Source organism: Corallococcus sp. AS-1-12 (assembly GCF_020036995.1).
In the GTDB taxonomy this organism is placed as follows: domain Bacteria; phylum Myxococcota; class Myxococcia; order Myxococcales; family Myxococcaceae; genus Corallococcus.
In genome coordinates this window covers 1-20,027 of record NZ_JAIQDD010000040.1, presented here as the reverse complement: position 1 = coordinate 20,027, position 20,027 = coordinate 1, and the positions used below count along the sequence as shown (strand labels likewise).

Genomic DNA, 20,027 nt, shown 5'->3' with positions numbered 1-20,027 from the left:
CCGCCCTCCGGGCCAGCCGGGCGGCCAGGCGACGCACGCCGCGCCATGGCCAAGGGCCCGGCCCATCCCCACCCTGTGGGAAGCGCCGCGACGTCATGCCGACGGCCTGCCGCGCGCACACCACCCACGAGGGAGCAGGACCATGTACACGACCAGCCACGTGAACCTTCCCCAGGACGCGCGCGAAGAGCTCATCGACATGCTCAACACGCTGCTCGCCAACGCCATCGACCTGCACTGGCAGGTGAAGCAGGCCCACTGGAACATCCGGGGCACGCACTTCTACAGCCGCCACCTGCTCTTCGACGAAGTGGCCAAGCACGCGCGCAAGCACGCGGACTCGTACGCCGAGCGCGCGGGCGCGCTGGGCGGCTACGCCCAGGGCACCATCCGCCTGGCCACCAACAACAGCCAACTGCCCGAGTACGACCTGCAGGCCGTGGACGGCGAGGCCCACATCCGCGCGCTCGTGGAGCGCGTGGGCCGCTACGCCGCCAGCGTCCGCGACGGCATCAACAAGTCGGATGACGTGAACGACCCCGTCACCGCGGACCTCCTCACCCAGACCCTGGGCGAGACCGAGGAGGACCTCTGGTTCCTGGAGAGCCACCTCAACGGCGACGCGCGCGCGGGGGTCTCCATGCCCCCCAAGGGCGGCAGCCGCCGGGGCCGTCAGGCCGAGGACATCAGCCAGGCCACCACCTGACGTCCGTCCCCCCCTCCCTGGCGGGTTCTCCTGCGCGGGGAGGGCGGGGAGCGTATAGAACGCGTCCCCGGATTCCAGGAGGACGCGTCCCATGGCGGCAGGGCTTTCCGAAGACCGTCTCGACGGCAAGGTGTGCCTCATCACCGGGGCCACCGGTGGCATCGGCCAGGAGACCGCGAAGGCGCTGGCGCGGCGGGGCGCCACGCTGGTGCTGTCCGGAAGGGATGAGGCCCGCACGGCGGCCACGGTCGCCGCGGTGCGCGAGGCCGCCCCCGGAGCCCCGGTGGAGTCGCTGCTCGCGGACCTGTCCTCGCTCCAGTCCGTGCGCGACCTGGCGGAGGCGTTCCGCGCCCGGCACTCGCGGCTGGACGTGCTCATCAACAACGCGGGCCTCATCATCGACCGGCGCCAGGTGACGGTGGACGGCTACGAGGCCACGTTCGCCACCAACCACCTGTCCCACTTCCTCCTCACCCACCTGCTGCGCGACCTGCTGGTGGCGAGCGGACCGGCGCGCATCATCAACGTGTCCTCGGAAGGCCACCGGCTGGCGTACCCGGACTTCCTGGACGACCCGCAGACGGAGCGGCGCCGCTACGACGGCATCCGCGTCTACGGCAACGCCAAGCTCAGCAACATCCTCTTCTCGCGCGGGCTGACGAAGCGGCTGGCCGGCACGCAGGTCACGGCGAACGCGCTGCACCCCGGCGTGGTGGCCACGGGCTTCGGGCACAACAGCCAGGGCGTCTTCAAGCACCTCGTCAAGCTGGCCGGGCCCTTCATGCTCTCCCCGGAGAAGGGCGCGAGGACGTCCATCTACCTGGCGTCGTCGCCGGAGGTGGCGGGCGTCAGCGGCGAGTACTTCATCAAATGCCGCAAGGCGAAGCCGTCGTCCGCCGCCCGGAACGACGCGCTCGCGGAGCGGCTCTGGCAGGTGAGCGAGCAGCTCACGGGAGTGAAGGCATGATCGACCTGTACACGTTCAAGACCCCCAACGGCCGCAAGGTGTCCATCGCCCTGGAGGAGCTGGGCCTCCCCTACAAGACGCACTCGGTGGACATCACCAAGGGGGAGCAGTTCAAGCCCGAGTACCTGGCCATCAACCCCAACAACAAGATTCCGGCCATCGTGGACCACGACGCGCAGGGGGGCCCGCTGACCCTCTTCGAGTCCGGCGCCATCCTGCTCTACCTGGCGGAGAAGACGGGGCGGCTGATGCCCACGGATCCGCGCGGCAAGGCGGAGGTGACGCAGTGGCTGATGTTCCAGATGAGCGGCCTGGGCCCCATGCTCGGCCAGCTCAACCACTTCGGGCACTTCGCCTCCACGAAGGTCCCCTACGCCATCGACCGCTTCCAGACGGAGGCGAAGCGCATCCTGGGCGTGGTGGAGCAGCAACTGTCGTCGCGGGACTACCTGGCCACCACGTACTCCATCGCGGACATCGCCACGTACCCGTGGCTGAAGGGCGCGCGGGATTACTTCCCGGAGCTCTTCAGCAACACGCCCCACATCCTCCAGTACCTGCACCGCGTGGGCAGCCGTCCCGCGGTCCAGCGGGGCATGCACATCCCCTGACGTCTGTTGTGTCCATCCATGGCATCGCTCGAACAGCTCGTCTTCGACAACAGCTATGCCCGCCTGCCGCCCGGGTTCGCCGCCCGGGTGGCCCCCGCGCCCTTCCCGGACGCGCACGTGGTGAGCGTGAACCCGGCGGCCCTGCGGCTGTTGGGATTGGACGCGGAGGAGGCCGCGCGCCCGGAGTTCGCGCGCGTGTTCGGCGGGGCCACGCCGCTGCCCGGCATGGAGCCCCTGGCCATGGTGTACGCGGGGCACCAGTTCGGCGTGTACGTGCCGCGCCTGGGGGACGGCCGCGCGCTGCTCCTGGGCGAGGCGAGAGGCCCGGACGGAGGCAGGTGGGACCTGCACCTGAAGGGCGGCGGGCCCACGCCCTTCTCGCGAGGCGGTGACGGGCGCGCGGTGCTGCGCTCCACCGTGCGCGAGTACCTGGCCGGAGAGGCCCTGCACGCGCTGGGCATCCCCACCACGCGGGCCCTGTGCATCCTGGGCAGCCGCACGCCGGTGTACCGCGAGGACGTGGAGACCGGCGCCATGCTGGTGCGCCTGGCCCCGTCGCACGTGCGCTTCGGCACCTTCGAGTTCTTCCACCACACCGAGCAGCCCGGCCACGTGGCCACGCTCGCGGACCACGTCATCGCCGCGCACTTCCCGCACCTGGCGGGCCAGGAGGGCCGCCACGCGCGCTTCTTCGCGGAGGTGGTGGAGCGCACCGCTCGGCTCGTCGCGCGCTGGCAGGCGGTGGGCTTCGCGCACGGCGTGATGAACACGGACAACATGTCCATCCTGGGGCTCACGCTGGACTACGGCCCCTATGGCTTCCTGGACGACTTCGACCCCGGCTTCGTCTGCAACCACTCCGACCACCAGGGCCGCTACGCGTTCGACCAGCAGCCGCGCGTGGCGCTGTGGAACCTGGCCTGCCTGGGAGAGGCGCTGCTCACGCTCATCACCGAGGACGAGGCGCGCGCCACGCTGACCCTCTTCCAGCCCACGTTCGCGCGGCACTTCCTCACGCACATGCGCGAGAAGCTGGGCCTGAGGGAGGCCCGCGACGAGGACCGCTCGCTGCTGGAGGACCTGTTCGCGCTGATGGCCGGCTCGCACGTGGACTACACGCGCTTCTTCCGCGCGCTGAACCGGTTCGACTCGCGCCCCGGGGCGCGCAACGACGCGCTCCGCGACCCCTTCCTGCCGCCGGAGGGCTTCGACGGGTGGGCGGAGCGCTACCGCGCGCGGCTGGAGGCGGAGGGGAGCGTGGACGCCGAGCGCCACGCGAGCCTGGACCGCGTGAACCCGAAGTACGTCCTGCGCAACTGGGTAGCGCAGCAGGCCATCGCCCGGGCTCAGGAGGGGGACTTCGCGGAGGTGGACCGCGTGCTCGCGCTGGTGTCCGCGCCCTTCGACGAGCACCCCGGCCAGGAGGCCTACGCGGCCTCGCCGCCCACGTGGGGCCGGCACCTGGTGGTGAGCTGCAGCTCCTGACGCGCCGGCATGCCGGGCAGGCGGGCGGGCGCACGGGGGCGGGAGTCCCGGGCGCGCGGTGCCTAGCTTGGGAGGCATGATTGAACCTCCTGCTCCGCCCCGCATCGTGTTCCGCGCCCTGGGTCCTGGCCTCCATGGCGCCGCCGCGCTCACGCTGGTCCACGAGAGCGCCCGGCGCGTGTTGAAGCACCCGCCGCGCATGGACGTGCTGGGCATGCGCTCGCTGGAGAAGGGCATCCGTTTCTTCGGCGGCGAGCCCGCGAAGGGGCGCCGGCTGCATCGCCAGACCCTGGTGGGCGACCTGCTGTCCAACGGGCTGTTCTTCTCGCTCGTGGCCCTGGGGCGCCCCAGGCGGCCGTACCTGCGCGGCGCGATGCTGGGCCTGCTCGCCGGCCTGGGCGCGGTGGTGATGCCTCCGAAGCTGGGATTGGGCCGCAAGCCATCCCAGGCCCGCCCGTCCACGTCTCTGCTCACGGTGGCCTGGTACACGTTGGGGGGACTGGCCGCGGCCCGCGCCACGCGCAAGCTGGTGGCGCGCCGTCAGCCGGAGCTGACCCCGGGCCCGCCCCTGCACTGAGCCAGGGTTGGCGAGTGAAACTCCCGGCACGGGGGCACTTGCCGGAGGCGGAAGGGCGACCCCAGCCTGAGGGTCCATGGCCACCGACTTCACCCGCCTGCCCCTGCGCGGCGAACAGGATGCGTTGCACGTCGTCGTCGAGTCGCCCCGCGGTTCGACGGTGAAGTTGAAATACGACCCGAAGCTCCAGGCCTTCACGCTGTCCCGGCCGCTGACGCGAGGCTTCCGCTACCCCTTCGACTGGGGCTTCATCCCCAGCACCCAGGGCCCGGACGGAGACCCGCTGGACGCGCTGGTGTACTGGGACGTGCCCACCTGGCCCGGCGTGGTGCTGCCCTGCCGGGCACTGGGCGTGCTCCTGGTGGACCAGAAGCCTCGGGGCGCGACCAACGGCGAGCGCGAGCGCAATGACCGCCTGCTGCTCGTCCCGGTGAACGCCCTGCGCTCGGACCACCTCAATTCCTACCAGGACCTGTCCCGGCGCGAGCGCGAGGAGCTGGAGCACTTCTTCCTCGCGGTGGTGCACTTCGCGGACAAGGACGCGCGCATCCTCGGCTGGGAAGGCCCGGACGCCGCCGAGCGCATGGTCCAGCAATACGCCTTGAAGGAGGACTGACCCGCGATGCCCCCTCCCACTCCCATCCGGGGCCTGGGCCCCGACACCGCGCTGGGCGACGCCGCCCGCCGCATCCTCGCCGGCCGGCTCGCGGACGTGCGCCACCCGGAGAGCCAACTGGACGGGGAGCTGGACGAGGACGGCGTGCACGACATGCGCGTGGCCACCCGCCGCCTGCGCGCCGCGCTCCAGGTGTTCCAGGCCACCGGCAAGCTCACCCGGCTGGAGGCGGACGTGAAGCGCCTCCAGGACGCGCTGGGCGACGTGAGGGATTTGCACGTCCAGGACCAGTGGCTGGACACCGCCGCGAAGGGCAAGAAGGACGCGGGCAAGGCGCTGGCCGGCCTGCGCGAGTCCCACCTGTCCGGACTGAAGTCCAAGGAGAAGAAGCTGCGCGCGGAGCTGGAGCGCTGGACGGACCGCACCGTGCCGCGCCTCCTGAAGAGGCTGGACACGCTGGAGGACCCCCACCGCTTCGCCGGCAAGGGCGTGCGCAGCCACCTGCGCCAGCGCCTGCGCCGCGTGGAGAAGCGCCTGGAGCGCTACGCGGACGCGCCGGACGCCGCCTCCGCGCACGCCCTGCGCAAGGACCTGAAGAAGCTGCGCTACGAGCTGGAGATCTTCCAGCCCGCCTTCCGCCGCACCGTGAGCGCGCTCCTGGAGGTCCTGGTGCCGCTCCAGGACGGCCTGGGCGAGCTGCACGACGCGGACGTGCGCCTGGAGCTCTTCGAGCGCGCCGCCGCCGAGGCCCCGCCCGGCCAGCGCAAGGCCGCGCGAAAGCTGCTGCCCCAGGCCCGCGACGAGCGCGCGGAGCGGTCCGCTCAAATCGCCCGCGAGGTGCAGCGCTGGCACGCGGAGGCCATTCCCAAGCGGCTGCGCAAGGCATTGACCTGACGCACCCGAACACAATCATCCTGTCAGGCATTTCTGGTAGACCCTCGGGGCTGTTCCATCCCGAGGGGGTCTGTCCTTGCACCTGAAACGCTTCCCGCTTCCGGCCCTGGTGGACGGCCCGCCCCAGGTGAGGGCCACCGTGACCAACGGCTACGGCCTGTCCACGGAGGCGCTGTTCGACTTCGACTTCACGCAGTCGCTGGACGTCGACCGGCAGCCGGACTTCACGCCGTCGGGCTTCGACGAGCTCACCAACATGGTGTTCAAGCCCGGCGGGGCGCTGAGCCTGAACGTCTACCAGGGACCGCTGACCAGCGAGCGCATCCAGTTCCCCAATGAGCAGCGCCTGTCGGTGGCGTTCGTGCACGAGTCCGCGGGCGCCAGCCACGCGCTCGGCTATGTGTTCTACGACGACCTGGTGGCGCGCGGTTACGTGAACACGCAAGGCACGCCGGACTCATCGGATGACACGCTGGTGGATGCCAATGGCAACGGCATCGCGGACCTGCACGAGGACCTCTACAACCTGGCGCCGCCCTCCGGCGCCCAGGCCCGCCCGTACATCGGGGCGGCCCGCCGCTGCGCGCCCCGGACCTTCATCTCCCAAGGCGTCACGCTGCCCCAGCCCGAGCTGGCGCTCAACGCGACCTGTGCCTCCATCCGCGCGTCCCCAACCTGCTGGAGCCCGCCCACGCCTCCAACAACCAACGGGGCCTGGGACACCTGCTGTTCCTCCTGGCCGACGACGACGACGACCCGACGACCTTCAACCAGTTGGGCGTCGTCCCGGACATCCAGCCGCTGGAGGATGGCATCCCCGACTACGACGTCTCCCGGTACGACACGAACGGCATCCTCAGGGCCGTCAACCCGGATCCGGGCATCACCCCCAACGACCGCATCGTGGACCTGGGCGTCGTCCCCGCCGGGAAGGAGCTCGTCTTCTTCCTGGTGACCCAGTACGAGTCCCGCCACGACCTGGACCAGGACTGGGTCTACCCGTGCCTGCGCAAGGCCTCCAACGGGCAGTGCACCCTGCACCTGAAGTCCCCCATCCAGGTGTTCTTCTCCAAGGCGAAGTGGAACCTGGACCAGGACCCCAGGGGCCAGGTGCCCGTGGCGCAGCGGAACATCGGCTGCGCGTACAGCGACCTGTGCAACCCGGACCTGCCCCAGATGAACTCCTGCCCCGTGCTCAACTCCACGCAGCGGCTGTGCGGGTGGCTGAGCGCGGACACCCTCACGCGCCTGCAGCAGCCCGCCTACCACAACGTCGTCCTGCCCAGGGTCTCCGCCGGGGTCCTCCCGTCCGGCAACGGCAACATGCCGCACCTGCTTGGGCTTCGAGGACATGCCGGGCGGCGGCGACCGGGACTTCAATGACGTCGTCTTCCTGCTGCGCGGCACCCAGGAGGGCCGCGTGCGCTCGCGCGTGCTCAGCCAGGACGACGCGAGCTGCCGGATTGCCCAGGTGTCCTTCACCAAGCGCGACGTGCTGGGGACGGGCTGCGACGCCACGGCCGGCGTCACCTACGCGGTGGCCACCGACTGCGGCCTGTGCGGCGCGGGCACGTGCGTCCCCAACCCCACGCCCACCTGGCATCCCCTGTCGCTGCCGCCGGGCGCGGCCGGGACCACCGTGGACGTCTCCGGGACGCCCGGGCAGCAGCTCTGCTGGAAGGCCCAGGTGGCGCAGGGGGCGAGCTTCGGCTGCCTGCCCGCCATCGTCACCGTGGACGTGGGCTACGTCTCCGAGCCCGTGGCCCCCTGACGCGGCCTTCACCTCCGCACCCCCGCCTCCCTGCTCTCCAGGCAGGGAGGCCGGGGCGGGCCCACAGCCCTGGGGGATGTGATCCGCCCTGTGTCCGGGTCGCAGGGTTGGCAACCCTCCCTGCGAGGCATCCGGAAGAAGTGTCGAAACCCGGCGCTGTAAAAACTGCCGGGTTCCGCCCTAAGCATTGAAGCTGTTTCGCGCAACACCCTGGAATCATTGAGGTTGCCCGTCGGCTGGCATTGGCCCGTGCGTTGCTAAAGGTCTCCCCGTCGCAGCAAACGGCGGTCACGCACACCGCCCTCTTCCCCGAGAGAGACCCCCATGCAGGCTTCCAACTCCTTCTCTTCCGCTGACTCGCTCTCCACGTACCTCTCGGAGATCAACCAGTACCCGCTGCTGAACCCGCAGGATGAGCAGACGCTGTCGCGCGCCTTCCGCGCGGGCGACCTGTCCGCGGGCCACCGGCTGGTGACGAGCAACCTGCGCTTCGTGGTGAAGGTCGCCTACGAGTACCGCTCCTACGGCCTGAAGATGTCCGACCTCATCCAGGAGGCGAACATCGGCCTGATGAAGGCGGTGCAGAAGTTCGACCCGGAGAAGGGCATCCGCCTCATCTCCTACGCGGTGTGGTGGATCCGCGCGTACATCCAGAACTACGTGCTGCGCAACTGGAGCCTGGTGAAGCTGGGCACCACGCAGGCGCAGCGCCGGCTGTTCTTCAGCCTGGCCCGCACGCGCCGCGAGCTGGAGAAGCTGGGCGCCGGCGACGGCCACATCGTCAACGCGGATGAAATCGCCAAGAAGCTGAACGTGAAGCCCACGGAAGTGCGTGAGATGGAGCAGCGCATGGGCGGCCGGGACCTGTCCCTGGACGCGCCGGTGGGCGAGGACGGCGACGCCACGCACCTGGACTTCGTGGAGTCGGAGTCCGCCTCGCACGCGGACGAGGTCGCCGACCGGCAGCAGGCGGGCCTCACCCGCAACCTGGTGCAGCGCGCGCTGATGCGCCTAGACCCGCGCGAGCGCTTCATCATCGAGCAGCGCGTGATGAGCGACACGGAGATGACCCTGAGCGAGCTGGGCGAGCACTTCGGCTTCTCCCGCGAGCGCGCCCGCCAGTTGGAGATCCGCGCCAAGGACAAGCTGAAGGCGGAGCTGGCCAACCTGATGGCCGAGGCCGGCCTGGACCAGGCCGAGCTGGCCGCGTAGTCCCGCGGCAGTCCGTCAAAAGGCTGCGACACGGCACGGCCCCGGACCCTCGCGTTGGGAAGCGCGAAGGCACGGGGCCGTGGCATGTCCGGAGTCCCGCCTACCGGGGCACACCGGGCGAGGACTCGCCGCTCTCCGCCGGTGCGGGCGCGGCCGGCTGCGCGCGGGACGTCGCGTCGATGCGCAGGGCCTGCGGCTCGCCGCTGCTCGCGTCCGTGCGGTAGGAGGCGCGGACCTGCGCGCCCTCCTGGATGTCCGCGGCGCTCGCGGCCCGGCCGTCCACCTGCACCTGCGTGCCGGGGCCCACCTTCAGGCGCAACTGGGGCTCGCCGCGCTGGCTCACCAGCACCTCCTGGGCGCTCGCGCTGAGCACGTCACCGGAGATCTGCTGCTCCTGCCGAGGGGCCTGCGCGGTGGGGGCCTGCGAGTTCCGGGCGATGGCCGCCTGCTGCGTGGCGGTGTTCTGGTTCGCGGCCTGCTGCTGCTGGGCGCTCTCATCCGCGAGGCGCTGGTTGGCGGCGGCGCTCTCGTTGGAGGCCTGCTGCTGCTGGGTGGCGAAGTTCTGCTGCGCCTGGCGCTGGGCGGCCAGCGCGCTGGCCTGGGCCTGCTGGGCCACGGACTGGGCCTGCTGGGTGCGCGCCTGCGCCTGCTGCTGGCTGGCCTGGGCCTCCTGGGCCTCCTTCTGGGCCTTGGCCTGGGCCTCCTGGAGCTCCTGCTGCTTGCGCTGCACGTCCTCCTGGGCGCGGGCGGCCTCGCGCTGCTGGCTGGACGCCTCCTTCTGCGCGTCACGTGCGTCGTCGAAGGCCTTCTCCGACTGGAGCTGGGCCTGCTCCACCCGCTGTCCGGGGGTGTCCTTCGCCTCGGAGTCCTGGCGGGAGCGGTCTCCGTCCTGGCAGGCGGTGGTGCCCACCACCAGTGCGGCGACTCCGGCACCCAGCCATGCTGCGCGCGATTTCATGCGGTTCTCCTGTCAAAGGGATGACAGGGCAAAGATGGCGGTGGCCCGTGAGGCGCCAAGCCATGCCGCGGCGGGCGCCCGCCTGGCCGCACGCCCCACGGCGGGGGAGCACTTTGGGGCTACCGCGTCCGGAGGAATGGCGATAAGGGGCGCCCCCCCATGCGCGCCTGCGGACTCGACTTCGGAACCAGCAACACCGCCCTGGCACTGCCGGACGGCACCGTGTTGCCGCTGCAGCCCCACACCGCGGAGCCCCGGCTGTTCCGCTCCGTGCTCTTCTTCGCGGAGGAGGAGCGGGAGGTCTTCACGGGCGCGGACGCCATCCAGCGCTACCTGGAGGACAACAACGGCCGGTTCATCCAGTCCGTGAAGTCCTTCCTGCACAGCTCGTCCTTCCGGGCCACGCAGGTGAAGGGGCGCACGTTCACCATCGAGGACCTGGTGGCCATCCTGCTGCGCCGCGTGCGCGAGGCGGCCGGGGCGCACCTGGGCGAGCCGCCGGACGCGGTGGTGCTGGGCCGGCCCGCGGTCTTCACCCCGGACGCGGAGGCGGACGCACTGGCGGAGAAGCGGCTGCGCAAGGCGGCGGAGCTGGCGGGCTTCACGCACGTGCAGTTCCTGATTGAGCCCATCGCGGCGGCGCTCGCGTACGAGGCGCGGCTTGAGAAGGACGAGCTGGTGCTGGTGGCGGACTTCGGCGCCGGCACGACGGACCTGACGTTGATGCGGCTGGGGCCGTCACGCCGGGGGAACCTGGACCGCAAGCCGGACGTGGTGGGGTCCACGGGCGTGCGCATCGGTGGTGACCGGTTCGACGCGGAGATCATGCGGCACAAGCTGCTGCCGCGCTTCGGGGCGGGGTCCACGTACAAGGTGAAGGGCTTCAGCCACAAGCGGCTGCCCATCCCGCAGCACGTGCTGGCGAAGCTGCTCAACTGGCACGAGATGTCCTTCATCCGGGAGAAGTCCACGCAGGAGCTGCTGGAGGTGATGCTCGACACAAGCGACCACCCGGCGGAGATCCAGGCGCTCTACGACCTGGTGATGGACAACCTGGGCTACCGGCTGTTCCGGGCGATTGAAGCGGCGAAGGTGAAGCTGTCGAGCGAGGACGTGGCGACCATCGACTTCGAGGACGCGCGCATCCACCTGCACGAGCCGATGACGCGCCCGGAGTTCGAGGCGGCCAGCCGCACGCTGTTGGATGAGCTGTCGCAGTGCACGGAGGGGCTGCTGGCGAAGCACCCGGAAGCCCGGGACATCGACGCGGTCTTCCTGACGGGCGGCTCGTCGCAGATTCCGGCGGTGCGGGAGCTGTACGTGAAGCGCTTCGGAGAGGACCGGGTGCGCACGGCGGACGCGTTCACCTCCGTGGCGGAGGGCCTGGGCCGCGCGTCCGCGTGGCTGACGGGGTGACGCCAGCCCAGGCGGCCCGGACGGCGCTCAGGGCCCCACGTCCACCGTGCGCGTCGTCCAGTCCGTGCCGCCGCGGCCGTCCCGGGCCACCACCCAGACCGTGATGCGCTCGGGCGTCTTGGCCGTCGTGTACGTCGTCGTCGGGTCGCCGGGCTTGCCGTCCACCGGCTCCAGCGAACGGAACGACCCCACCTCGCCCTCGCCCGTCGCGAACCAACTGAAGAAGACCTGCTCCGTCCTCGGCCCGTCCGCCGTGGAGTAGGTCTCCTCGCTGCCCGCCCCCAGCACCGGCGTGAACGTCACCTCCGTGCCCAGCGGCAGCGGCCCGGAGAGCGGCGCGTCGTTCCACAGCACGTCCTGCATCACCGGGTTCTGGTTGGGCGTGGCCGTTGAACGCAGCGTGATGCGCCGCACGCCCCGCTCCACGCCCTCCGGCGTCCCGCTGCCGTCCGTCGCCTCGTAGCCCACGAACAGCGGCAGCCCCGTCTGCAACACCTGCTGGACCGCCGGGTCGTTGAAGTCGAACGTTCCCCCCTGCCCTCCGCCCGTGCCGCCGGTGGCCGCCTGGAACGATTCGATGAGCAGCGCCTGCACCGCCGGGTCGCTCAACGACAGCACGCCGTTGCTCAGCGCCACCCCGCTGTCCCCCGGACACGCCACGTCCCCGTAGGGGTTCACGTCCGGGCGGCACAGCGCGTACGTCACCGTCACCGGACGCGCGTCCGGCGTCACCGCCAGCGCGCTGAACGTCACCGGCGGCGGCAGCGTGGTGGCGTTCGGCTCCAGCGCCAGCTCCGGCGGCTCCGCCTTGATGCCGAGCACGCGCACGCTGCGAATCTCACTCTGGGCGTCGAAGTCGGGGCCGCTGCACGCGCTCGACCCCAGCAAGGCAATCACAGACAGCAGGACGGGAGTGCGCATGGCGTCAGAAGGCTCCCTTCAAGCCGAGCACGGGCAGGATGGGCAGGCCCTTGAAGTACTCGCGCTTGGAATAGTTGTAGTTGTAGGCCACGCCCTCGACCGACTGGTTGTTGTAAGCGTTCGTCAGGTCCAGGTAGAGGTCCAGGTTCCACGTGTCGAACACCAGGTTCTTGTCCACGCGGATGTCCAACTGGTTGAACGACGGCAGCCGCTGGGAGTTGACCAGCCCGTAGTACGGGATGAACACGTCCGTCGTGTCGTCGCGTTTGGCGCCCAGCACCGGCGTCGTCGGGTTGCCGGACGCGAAGCGGAACCGCGCGCCCACCTCCCAGCCCTTCGGCAGCTTGTAGCTGGCGATGGCCGTCAGCACGTGCGTCTGGTCATTGTCGAACTTGCGCCAGCGCGCCCCCGGCGCGTCCCGCCGCTCGCTGCGGGACAGCGTGTACGAAATCCAGCCGAACAGCCGGTCCGTCAGCGCCCGGCGCACCAGCAGCTCGAAGCCGTAGATGCGCCCCACGCCGCCGTTCTTCAGGTTCTCCGGCACGGACTCGCCGTCCCGCACGATGCGCGCGTTCGAGCGCACGATGAGGTCGTCCAGGTCGTTGTAGAAGACCTCGCTGCCCACGAACCACTCCGGCCGCGCCTGCCACTCCGCGCCCACGCTGTACTGGAGCGACCGCTTCGCCCCCAGGTCCGGGTTGCCGAACCCCGTCGACGGCTCATCCTGCACCGGCGGGCTGTGGTAGACGCCCGCGCCGCCCTTCAGCGTCAGCGTCTCCGTGAGCGCGTAGCGCACCGCGAGCCGCGGGTTCACCGTGCGCTTCACCTCCTGCTGGTCCGTGAAGAGGTAGCTCTCCGTGCGCACGCCCGGCACCACCAGCAGGTCCTTGATGGGCCGCCACCGCACCTCCGCCCAGGCGGACGGGTAGTACTGGGTGAACTTCCCGTCGATGTTGATGAGGTCCTCCGTCACCAGCGGCGACGGCGGCTCGCCCTCGCGCGGCGGCTGCTGGATGCTGGCCCTCACGTTCGCCAGGTTCGCCACCACGTCCAGGCCGCCCGCCAGCGTCACGCTGTCGTTGAACGCGAACTCCACCGTGGGCCGCAGATACAGGTCCGTGGACGCGATGCGCAGCCCGCGCTCGCCAATCTGGAAGTCCAGAATCGTGTTGCCAATCAACCCGTGCGTGTCGAGCGTCAGCCGGCCCTCGCGGAACTGGTGGCGCAGGCGCAGTTGGTTGAAGCCCGTGGTCACGTCCAGGCTGCCGTTGACGGACGGGTCGCCGTCCGCCGGCTGGTCCAGCAGCAACGCCAGCCGGTCGCGAGACGTCAGGCCCTGCAGCGTGAAGGTGTGGCGGCTCGACGGCTTCCACACCAGCTTCGCCTGCGCGTCGTAGTAGCGCGGCGCCACCTGGAGGCTGTCGTCGTCGAACGGCACCGCCTTGAGCACCAGGTCGATGTACGAGCGCCGGCCGCCAATCGCGAAGCTCAGCGTGTCCGTGATGGGGCCCTCCACCACCGCGTTGGACTCAATCAGGCTGATGCCCACCGTGGCGTGGAGCCGGTCCGTGCGGGGCTCGCGGCTGCGCACGTTGATGACGCCGCCGGTGATGTCGCCGTAGTACGCGGAGAAGTTGCCGGGCAGGTAGTCCACCGCCTCCAGCAGGTCCGAGTTGTACACGGAGGTGAGGCCGCCGAAGTGGTACAGGATGGGAATGCGCAGGCCGTCCAGGAAGACGCCGGACTCCTGCGGGCTGGTGCCGCGGATGACCAGCGCGCCGCCGTTGAACGCGGGCCGCGCCACGCCCGGCAGGTTCTGCACCACCTTGAGCGTGTCACCCTGCGTGCCCGGCACGCGCTGCACCTCCGCCACGGTGATGGTCGTGCGCGTCACCTCCTTGCGCTCGCGGTCGCTGCGGACCACCGTCTCGTATTGGCTGAAGATGCGCTTCTGCACGTAGTACGTGGCCCGCGTCTCCTTGCCCTCTTCAATCGTCTCCTGCGTCTTGAAGCGGTCGTAGTTGCCCATCACCACCACGACCGGGTGCGTGCCCACGGGGACGCCCCGGAAGGAGAAGCGCCCCTCGGCGTCCGTGACGGTGGAGCGGTCCAGCTCCGTGAGCACCACCTCCGCGCCCACCAGGGGCTTGCGCGTGCCGCGCTCCAGCGCCTGGCCGCTGAAGTTCACCGGCCCCTGCGGCTCCTGGACGCCGCCGTCCGTGGCGGCCTCGGGCGGCGCTTCGGGCGCCCGGAAGACGAACTGGTAGGCGTACTGGATGCGCACCGGCGCGGGGACGTGGTCCACCTCCGCGGGCTCGAACTGGAACTGCTTCACCGCTTCGGTGGCGGCCTCGTCGAAGCCGTGGCCCGCGGGCTGGGTGATTTCGACATTCGTGACGGCGCCCGTCTCCGAGATGTCGATGAACATCACCACCGTGCCCTCCAACTGCTGGGCGGCGGCCTCCGGCGGGTAGGTCGCTTCGACCTGACGCAGGAGGGCGGGCGGCTTCGTCAGCACGCCCGTGGGAGCGCCAGCGTCGCTGGCGGGGGTTCCTGCGTCCGGAGCCTGTGCCACGGCTCCGGTCGCAAGCAGCAAACAGACGACGCAGAGGAGCGTTCTCATGAAGGGTGCGCGGGTCTCCCGCGCACCCTCCTAGCGCCCCCCGAGGCTGGGCGCGAGCACGATTTCGATGCGCCGGTTCTGGCTCTTGTGCTCCGGCGTGTCGTTGGGAACGAGCGGCTGGTACTGCCCGTAGCCCGCCGCGGACAGCATGGTCGGGTCCACGCCGGAGTCCTGGAGCGAGCGCACCACCGCCATCGCGCGCGCCAGGCTCAGCTCCCAGTTGGTGGGGAACTGTCCGCCACCGGTGGGCACGTCGTCCGTGTGGCCCTCCACGCGCACGATGCGGCCCTTCACCGTCTTGAGCGCGTCGGCGATCTTCACGAGCGCTTCCTGACCTTCCTTGCCCACACGCGCGGAGCCGGACGCGAAGAGGATCTTGTCCTTGAGCTGCACGGTCATCCGGCCCTTCATCTCCGACAGTTCAATCTTGCCGTCGGAGATCTCCTGCTTGAGGGACTGGGCCAGGTTCTCGTACTCGGCGCTCTTCTTCTCCAGCTCCTCCTTCGCCTGCGCGAGCTTCTTGGCGTTGCGCCCCAGCTCGTCGTTGAGCGCGGCCAACTGCGCGTTCTTGTCCTCCAGGGCGCGGCGCTCGGCCGCGGCGGTGGTGAGGCGGTTCTCGGAGGCGTCCAGGCGCGTCTGCAGCGCGGCCTTCTCCTGCTCCAGCGCGGCCTGCTTCTCCTCCAGCTCCTTCACCTTCGCCTCGGCCGCCGCGCGGGCCGCCTTCTCGTCCGTGAGGTTCTTCGTCAGCCCCTCCGCCTCCAGGGCCTTCTCATTGAACTTCCCCTGCGAGACGCAACCCGTGGAGAGGGCAACGAGGGCAGCCAGAACCAGACGTGTCCGCATAGGTGCGATTCCTCCTGACAAGGATGTTGGTGGGTCCGAGAGTACCGCTCTCGGGCCCGCAGCCTAGGAGAAACGCGCATCCAATTTGAGGCCCAACTTCCCGGCTGGACGAGCGGCCAGCCTACTTGGGGAAGATGGGGTGGGTGTCCAGCCAGGAGCTGAAGAGGGCGTCGGCGAAGGACTTGCCGGGGATGTGGACGCCGCCGGACGCGCCGCCGGAGACGTGGAGGCCGGAGCCGGGCAGGTAGGTGAGGACGAGGTCGTCGCCCTTGCGCACGTCATGGAGGGACGACAGGAGCTTCTCCAGGGACTGGCTGAGGGCGTCCTGGCGCATGGCCGGGTTCTGGCGCAGGCCCTCGCGGAAGCTGCCCACGAGCTGGTCCTTGGTGATGGTGCGCAGAAACCGGAAGTGCAGCCGTTTCAGGCTGTTGGAGGCCACGGCCTCCTTGAAGCAGGTGGGCTCCTCCTCCATGTAGAGGCTCCACACGTACACGTTGAAGAAGAGCTTCTTCTTCAGCTCCATGTGGGTGAGCGCCAGCGTCTTGCCCTCCACCTGGAGGGAATCCGGCATGTTGACCCCGCCCGCCTGTCCCGCGTGGGCCGCAGCGCCCACCAGCAGGAGCATCCCCAGCGCGACCCCTCGCGCCCCCTTTGTCCACGCCGTCCCCGTCATCGCCTTCCCCTTCACCCTCTTCCCAAATCCGGTGATCGCAACGGTGTGCATGCTCTGGAAAACCGCCACCGGCGGCGATCATTGGTTTGTGCACCATTGGACGGCAACCGGAGGCCCAAGGCAAGGCTGTTGGGGGTTCAAGTGACTCCCCGGCCGTCGGGCGGACAGCGCGGATGGCGCGGGACGTCATGAAACCCGGGAGGCGGGTTTAGCCCGGGAGGCGGCCTCCAACCAGGGCAGAATGGCGGGATGGACCTGGCACGTGGGTTTCGGGCGCTTCTGGCGTGGGGCGTCGTGGTGCTGACGGGCTGCGCGGGGGCGAACTATGAGGGGGTGGGCCGCCGCTGCACCTCCTGCACCGTGGAGCCCATGCCCACGTCCCTGCCTCCGGGGACGTTCGTCGAGTACCGCATCGACACGCCGTATCTGACCGACCTGCGAGCGACCTTCACGGTGCTGCGCGAAACCCAGACCGAGCGTTGGGTCGAGGTGCGGATGCGGCGCGAGGCCCGCCCCGAGGAGTTGCTGAAGGGGCTGTACGACCGGCCGCTGATCTTCGTCATGCAGCTCCAGCCGCTTCCGACAGGACCCTCCCATCCTCCATTCCATACGCGGTTCGCCACGGATGAAGAGCGTTTCGTGGGCCCGGAGCGGATCCACAGGTCGGTGACCTCCACGCCCATGAAGCTCCAGGTGAACGGAAAGACGTTCGAATGCGAGGACTTTGCGTACCAGATGGAGCCACCGCGCTCCGGGCGTGGATGCATCCGCGCGAAGGATCCCCGCGTCCTGTTCGCGGGCGGGGTCTTCTTCCTGGAGGAGCACTACAACGATGCGCGGTGGCCCTCACTGCGCATCCAACTGCTCGATATGGGGCAGCGGAAGGTGGAGGCCTCGGAGGGAGTCGTCGCGGTCCGTTCAGGTCAATCCGCGACCTATGTCCGACCCGACGGCTTGAGTGTCACCCATACCTGGACGACAGGTCCCACGCGCGTGCGCCACGTCCAGACGTACCTGACACAGGACATGCCCCTCCCAGGTAACGACTTTGATTGGGATGGCACCCTGCTGGAGATCGTGACAGCGCTTGCGGACAAGAGCGGTTGGCGCTTCCGCCCCCTGCCGGACTCCGATGCTCGAACGGAGCTCCAGGTGAACGGAGAGAGCATTCGCGTCTTTCAACGCAGGCTCGCAGACCGGAACGGAGGGGATGAGCCTTATGACCTCACCTACTCCTATGTGGAGGATATCTGGCAGATGAAGGACGCCCCCATCTGGATCCGGCTCTGGCCCCTGACGGCGCAAGGCCACATTGGACCGAGACCCGTTCATCACTGGTTGAAGGAATGGAAGTAGCCGCTGTCATCCCTTGTCCGCTTCCAACCAGGTTCGAGGTGGAAGTCGATTTCGATCTGCCCCCCAGCGGCCCCACGTAGGGAGAAGCCGGCGTAGGCTCATGGCCCATGAGCGCTTCCGTCCATTTCCGCACCTGCAATCTCTGTGAAGCCATGTGCGGCGTGCGCATCGACGTGGCGGACGGGCACATCACGTCCATCAAGGGGGACGCGGAGGATCCGTTCAGCCGGGGCCACATCTGTCCCAAGGCCGTGGCGCTGCGCGACCTGCACGAGGACCCGGACCGGCTCCGCCATCCCATGAAGCGCACCGCCGCCGGCTGGGAGCGCGTGTCGTGGGAGGACGCGTTCCGCGACATCAGCCAGCGGCTCCATGCCCTCCAGAAGGAGCACGGTCCGAACGCCGTGGGCGCGTACCTGGGCAACCCCAACGTCCACAACCTGGGCGCGATGATGTTCGGCCCCCGGCTCCTTCGCGCGCTGCGCACGCGCAACCGGTTCTCCGCGACGTCCGTGGACCAGCTTCCCCATCAGCTCGCGGCCCACCTCATGTTCGGCCACCAGTTGCTGGTGCCCATCCCGGACATCGACCGCACGCGGTACATGCTCATGCTGGGCGCGAACCCGCTCGCGTCCAATGGCAGTTTGATGACGACGCCGGACGTGCGCGCCCGGCTGCGTGCCATCCAGGAGCGCGGCGGCAAGGTCGTTGTCATCGACCCTCGCCGCACCGAAACGGCTGTCATCGCGGACCAGCACGTCTTCGTCCGGCCCGGTACGGATGCGCTCGCCCTCTTCTCCCTGCTGCATGTCGTGCTGGAGGGAAATGTGCACCGCATGGGCCGGCTCGCGGCGTTCGTGGATGGGTTGGACACCGTGCTGCCGCTCGTCCGCGACTTTCCTCCGGAGCGCACGGCGCCTCACACGGGCATCTCGCCGGACGTGCTTCGCGGCATCGCCCGGGACTTCCTCGCCGCGGATGGGGCCGTCTGCTACGGGCGCGTCGGTGTGTCCACGCAGCCGTTCGGCTCGCTCTGCCAATGGCTCATCAACGTCCTCAACATCGTCACCGGCAACCTGGACCGCGAAGGCGGCGCCCTCTTCACACTGCCGGCCTTCGACCTCATCGGCGGGCCTCGCGCGTTCGGCGTCAGCCCTGGCAGCCATGGGCGCTGGAAGAGCCGGGTCCGAGGCCTGCCGGAGTCCTCCGGTGAGCTTCCTGTCGCAGCGCTCGCGGAGGAGATCCTCACTCCTGGCGAGGGCCGCATCCGCGCGCTCATCACCCTGGCCGGCAACCCCGTGCTGTCCACGCCCAATGGCACGCAGTTGGACACCGCGCTGGGGCAGCTCGACTTCATGGTGAGCGTGGATCCGTATCTCAACGAGACCACCCGTCACGCTCACTACATCCTGCCGCCCGCGTCCCTGCTGGAGCGGGGACACTACGACCTCGTCTTCCACGTGCTCGCCGTGCGCAACACCGCGAAGTATTCGCCGCCGGTGTTCCCCGCTGGTCCGGACTCGCGTCAGGACTGGGAGATCCTCCTAGAGCTCCAGCACCGGCTGGAGACGTTGCGCAAGGGACGAAGCGTTCGCGCGACGCTCCAGTACCAGGCCCTCAAGCGCATGGGGCCGGAGCGCATCCTCGACCTGGGCCTTCGCATGGGGCCGTATGGCTCGCGCTTCCATCCACTCAAGAAGCACAGCCTGTCGCTCGCGAAGCTGCGCGCCGCGCCGCACGGCATCGACCTGGGCCCGATGAAGCCCAGCCTGCCCGGCAGGCTCCGCAACCGCTCCAAGCGCATCCAACTGGCTCCGGAGCTGCTCGTCGCGGACGTGGCCCGGCTTCGCGCCGCGTTCCCGGACGACGCGGCACCTCGCGAAGGCGAGCTGCTGCTCATCGGCAGGCGGCACCTGCGCGACAACAACTCGTGGATGCACAACGTGCCGGGGCTCGTGAAGGGCCGTCCCCGCTGCACGCTGATGGTCCATCCGGACGATGCCTCACGCATCGGGCTCGCGGATGGCGCCAACGCCACCATCCGCTCGCGAGTGGGGGAGGTCACCGTGCCCGTCGCCGTCACAGCCGATGTGATGCCCGGCGTCGTCAGCCTGCCGCACGGCTACGGACACCAGCGCCCTGGCATCCGCCAGCAGGTCGCCAGCGCGCACGCGGGCGCCAGCATCAACGACCTCACGGATGATCAAGCGCTGGACGTCGTCAGCGGCAACGCCGCCTTCAGCGGGACACCGGTCCAGGTCCGGCCAGCCTGAGGCCTTGAACGTCCGGGGTGTACACCGCGGGTCTGACACGGTTCCTCGAAACCTGTCCGACTGGAGGTCTGCGCGGAATAAGCAGTCCTACGAGCCGCATAGAGGTGGGGTGACATCGCAAGAAG

The 20,027-nt window shown here is 69.8% G+C and carries 19 protein-coding genes; 14 read left to right on the top strand and 5 right to left on the bottom strand.

Going from position 1 to position 20,027, the window contains the following annotated elements; all coding sequences use genetic code 11:
* Window positions 1-142: 142 nt before the first annotated feature.
* The 11 genes from dps (at window position 143) to K8556_RS36015 (ending at window position 8,839) form a co-directional block, all read left to right on the top strand.
* Window positions 143-706 (top strand): DNA starvation/stationary phase protection protein Dps, encoded by a 564-nt coding sequence (gene dps, locus K8556_RS36065; RefSeq protein ID WP_223744664.1) that lies wholly within the window; start codon window positions 143-145, stop codon window positions 704-706.
* Between the two features lie 91 nt (window positions 707-797).
* On the top strand, window positions 798-1,673 hold the full coding sequence (locus K8556_RS36060; protein WP_223744663.1) for an SDR family oxidoreductase: 876 nt from the start codon (window positions 798-800) through the stop codon (window positions 1,671-1,673).
* Window positions 1,670-2,284 (top strand): glutathione S-transferase family protein, encoded by a 615-nt coding sequence (locus K8556_RS36055; RefSeq protein ID WP_223744662.1) that lies wholly within the window; start codon window positions 1,670-1,672, stop codon window positions 2,282-2,284. Before K8556_RS36060 ends, K8556_RS36055 begins: the two co-directional genes overlap by 4 nt.
* A gap of 18 nt (window positions 2,285-2,302) precedes the next feature.
* Window positions 2,303-3,769, top strand: coding sequence for a YdiU family protein (locus tag K8556_RS36050; RefSeq protein WP_223744661.1), 1,467 nt, complete (start codon window positions 2,303-2,305; stop codon window positions 3,767-3,769).
* 76 nt (window positions 3,770-3,845) lie between these two features.
* Entirely contained in the window at window positions 3,846-4,346 is a 501-nt protein-coding gene (locus tag K8556_RS36045; RefSeq protein WP_223744660.1) for a hypothetical protein, read from the top strand.
* A 76-nt stretch (window positions 4,347-4,422) separates the two neighbouring features.
* Window positions 4,423-4,962: an inorganic diphosphatase gene (locus tag K8556_RS36040; RefSeq protein ID WP_223744659.1), complete on the top strand. Its 540-nt coding sequence runs from the start codon at window positions 4,423-4,425 to the stop codon at window positions 4,960-4,962.
* A 6-nt stretch (window positions 4,963-4,968) separates the two neighbouring features.
* On the top strand, window positions 4,969-5,856 hold the full coding sequence (locus tag K8556_RS36035) for a CHAD domain-containing protein (RefSeq protein ID WP_223744658.1): 888 nt from the start codon (window positions 4,969-4,971) through the stop codon (window positions 5,854-5,856).
* A gap of 76 nt (window positions 5,857-5,932) precedes the next feature.
* The gene (locus K8556_RS36030; protein WP_223744657.1) at window positions 5,933-6,811 is read left to right on the top strand and encodes a hypothetical protein; all 879 of its coding nucleotides are present in this window, start codon (window positions 5,933-5,935) and stop codon (window positions 6,809-6,811) included.
* Window positions 6,760-7,239, top strand: coding sequence for a hypothetical protein (locus tag K8556_RS36025; RefSeq protein ID WP_223744656.1), 480 nt, complete (start codon window positions 6,760-6,762; stop codon window positions 7,237-7,239). Before K8556_RS36030 ends, K8556_RS36025 begins: the two co-directional genes overlap by 52 nt.
* Window positions 7,208-7,627, top strand: a complete 420-nt coding sequence (locus K8556_RS36020) for a DUF4114 domain-containing protein (protein ID WP_255653078.1) — start codon at window positions 7,208-7,210, stop codon at window positions 7,625-7,627. Before K8556_RS36025 ends, K8556_RS36020 begins: the two co-directional genes overlap by 32 nt.
* Before the next feature lie 324 nt (window positions 7,628-7,951).
* Complete coding sequence (locus tag K8556_RS36015; RefSeq protein WP_223744654.1) at window positions 7,952-8,839, top strand: RNA polymerase factor sigma-32; 888 nt, start codon at window positions 7,952-7,954, stop codon at window positions 8,837-8,839.
* Window positions 8,840-8,939: 100 nt separating this feature from the next.
* Here K8556_RS36015 and K8556_RS36010 read toward each other — a convergent pair whose 3' ends face one another.
* Window positions 8,940-9,797: a hypothetical protein gene (locus K8556_RS36010; RefSeq protein WP_223744653.1), complete on the bottom strand. Its 858-nt coding sequence runs from the start codon at window positions 9,795-9,797 to the stop codon at window positions 8,940-8,942.
* Window positions 9,798-9,956: 159 nt separating this feature from the next.
* On the opposite strand from K8556_RS36010, the gene K8556_RS36005 reads away from it, so the two are divergent.
* Entirely contained in the window at window positions 9,957-11,213 is a 1,257-nt protein-coding gene (locus K8556_RS36005; protein WP_223744652.1) for an Hsp70 family protein, read from the top strand.
* A 27-nt stretch (window positions 11,214-11,240) separates the two neighbouring features.
* Here K8556_RS36005 and K8556_RS36000 read toward each other — a convergent pair whose 3' ends face one another.
* The 4 genes from K8556_RS36000 to K8556_RS35985 all read right to left on the bottom strand — a co-directional run bounded on the left by K8556_RS36000 (window position 11,241) and on the right by K8556_RS35985 (window position 16,225).
* Complete coding sequence (locus tag K8556_RS36000) at window positions 11,241-12,134, bottom strand: hypothetical protein (RefSeq protein ID WP_223744651.1); 894 nt, start codon at window positions 12,132-12,134, stop codon at window positions 11,241-11,243.
* A gap of 4 nt (window positions 12,135-12,138) precedes the next feature.
* Window positions 12,139-14,757 (bottom strand): TonB-dependent receptor domain-containing protein, encoded by a 2,619-nt coding sequence (locus K8556_RS35995; RefSeq protein ID WP_223744650.1) that lies wholly within the window; start codon window positions 14,755-14,757, stop codon window positions 12,139-12,141.
* A 30-nt stretch (window positions 14,758-14,787) separates the two neighbouring features.
* Complete coding sequence (locus K8556_RS35990) at window positions 14,788-15,600, bottom strand: OmpA family protein (RefSeq protein ID WP_223744649.1); 813 nt, start codon at window positions 15,598-15,600, stop codon at window positions 14,788-14,790.
* Between the two features lie 121 nt (window positions 15,601-15,721).
* Window positions 15,722-16,225, bottom strand: coding sequence for a chalcone isomerase family protein (locus K8556_RS35985; protein WP_306799744.1), 504 nt, complete (start codon window positions 16,223-16,225; stop codon window positions 15,722-15,724).
* A gap of 297 nt (window positions 16,226-16,522) precedes the next feature.
* Between K8556_RS35985 and K8556_RS35980 the strand changes: the two genes are divergently transcribed.
* Both K8556_RS35980 and K8556_RS35975 read left to right on the top strand, forming a co-directional pair.
* Window positions 16,523-17,629 carry a hypothetical protein gene (locus K8556_RS35980; RefSeq protein WP_223744647.1) on the top strand — a complete coding sequence of 369 codons (1,107 nt, stop codon included), beginning with the start codon at window positions 16,523-16,525 and terminating at the stop codon, window positions 17,627-17,629.
* Window positions 17,630-17,736: 107 nt separating this feature from the next.
* On the top strand, window positions 17,737-19,902 hold the full coding sequence (locus tag K8556_RS35975; protein ID WP_223744646.1) for a molybdopterin oxidoreductase family protein: 2,166 nt from the start codon (window positions 17,737-17,739) through the stop codon (window positions 19,900-19,902).
* Window positions 19,903-20,027 lie beyond the last annotated feature (125 nt).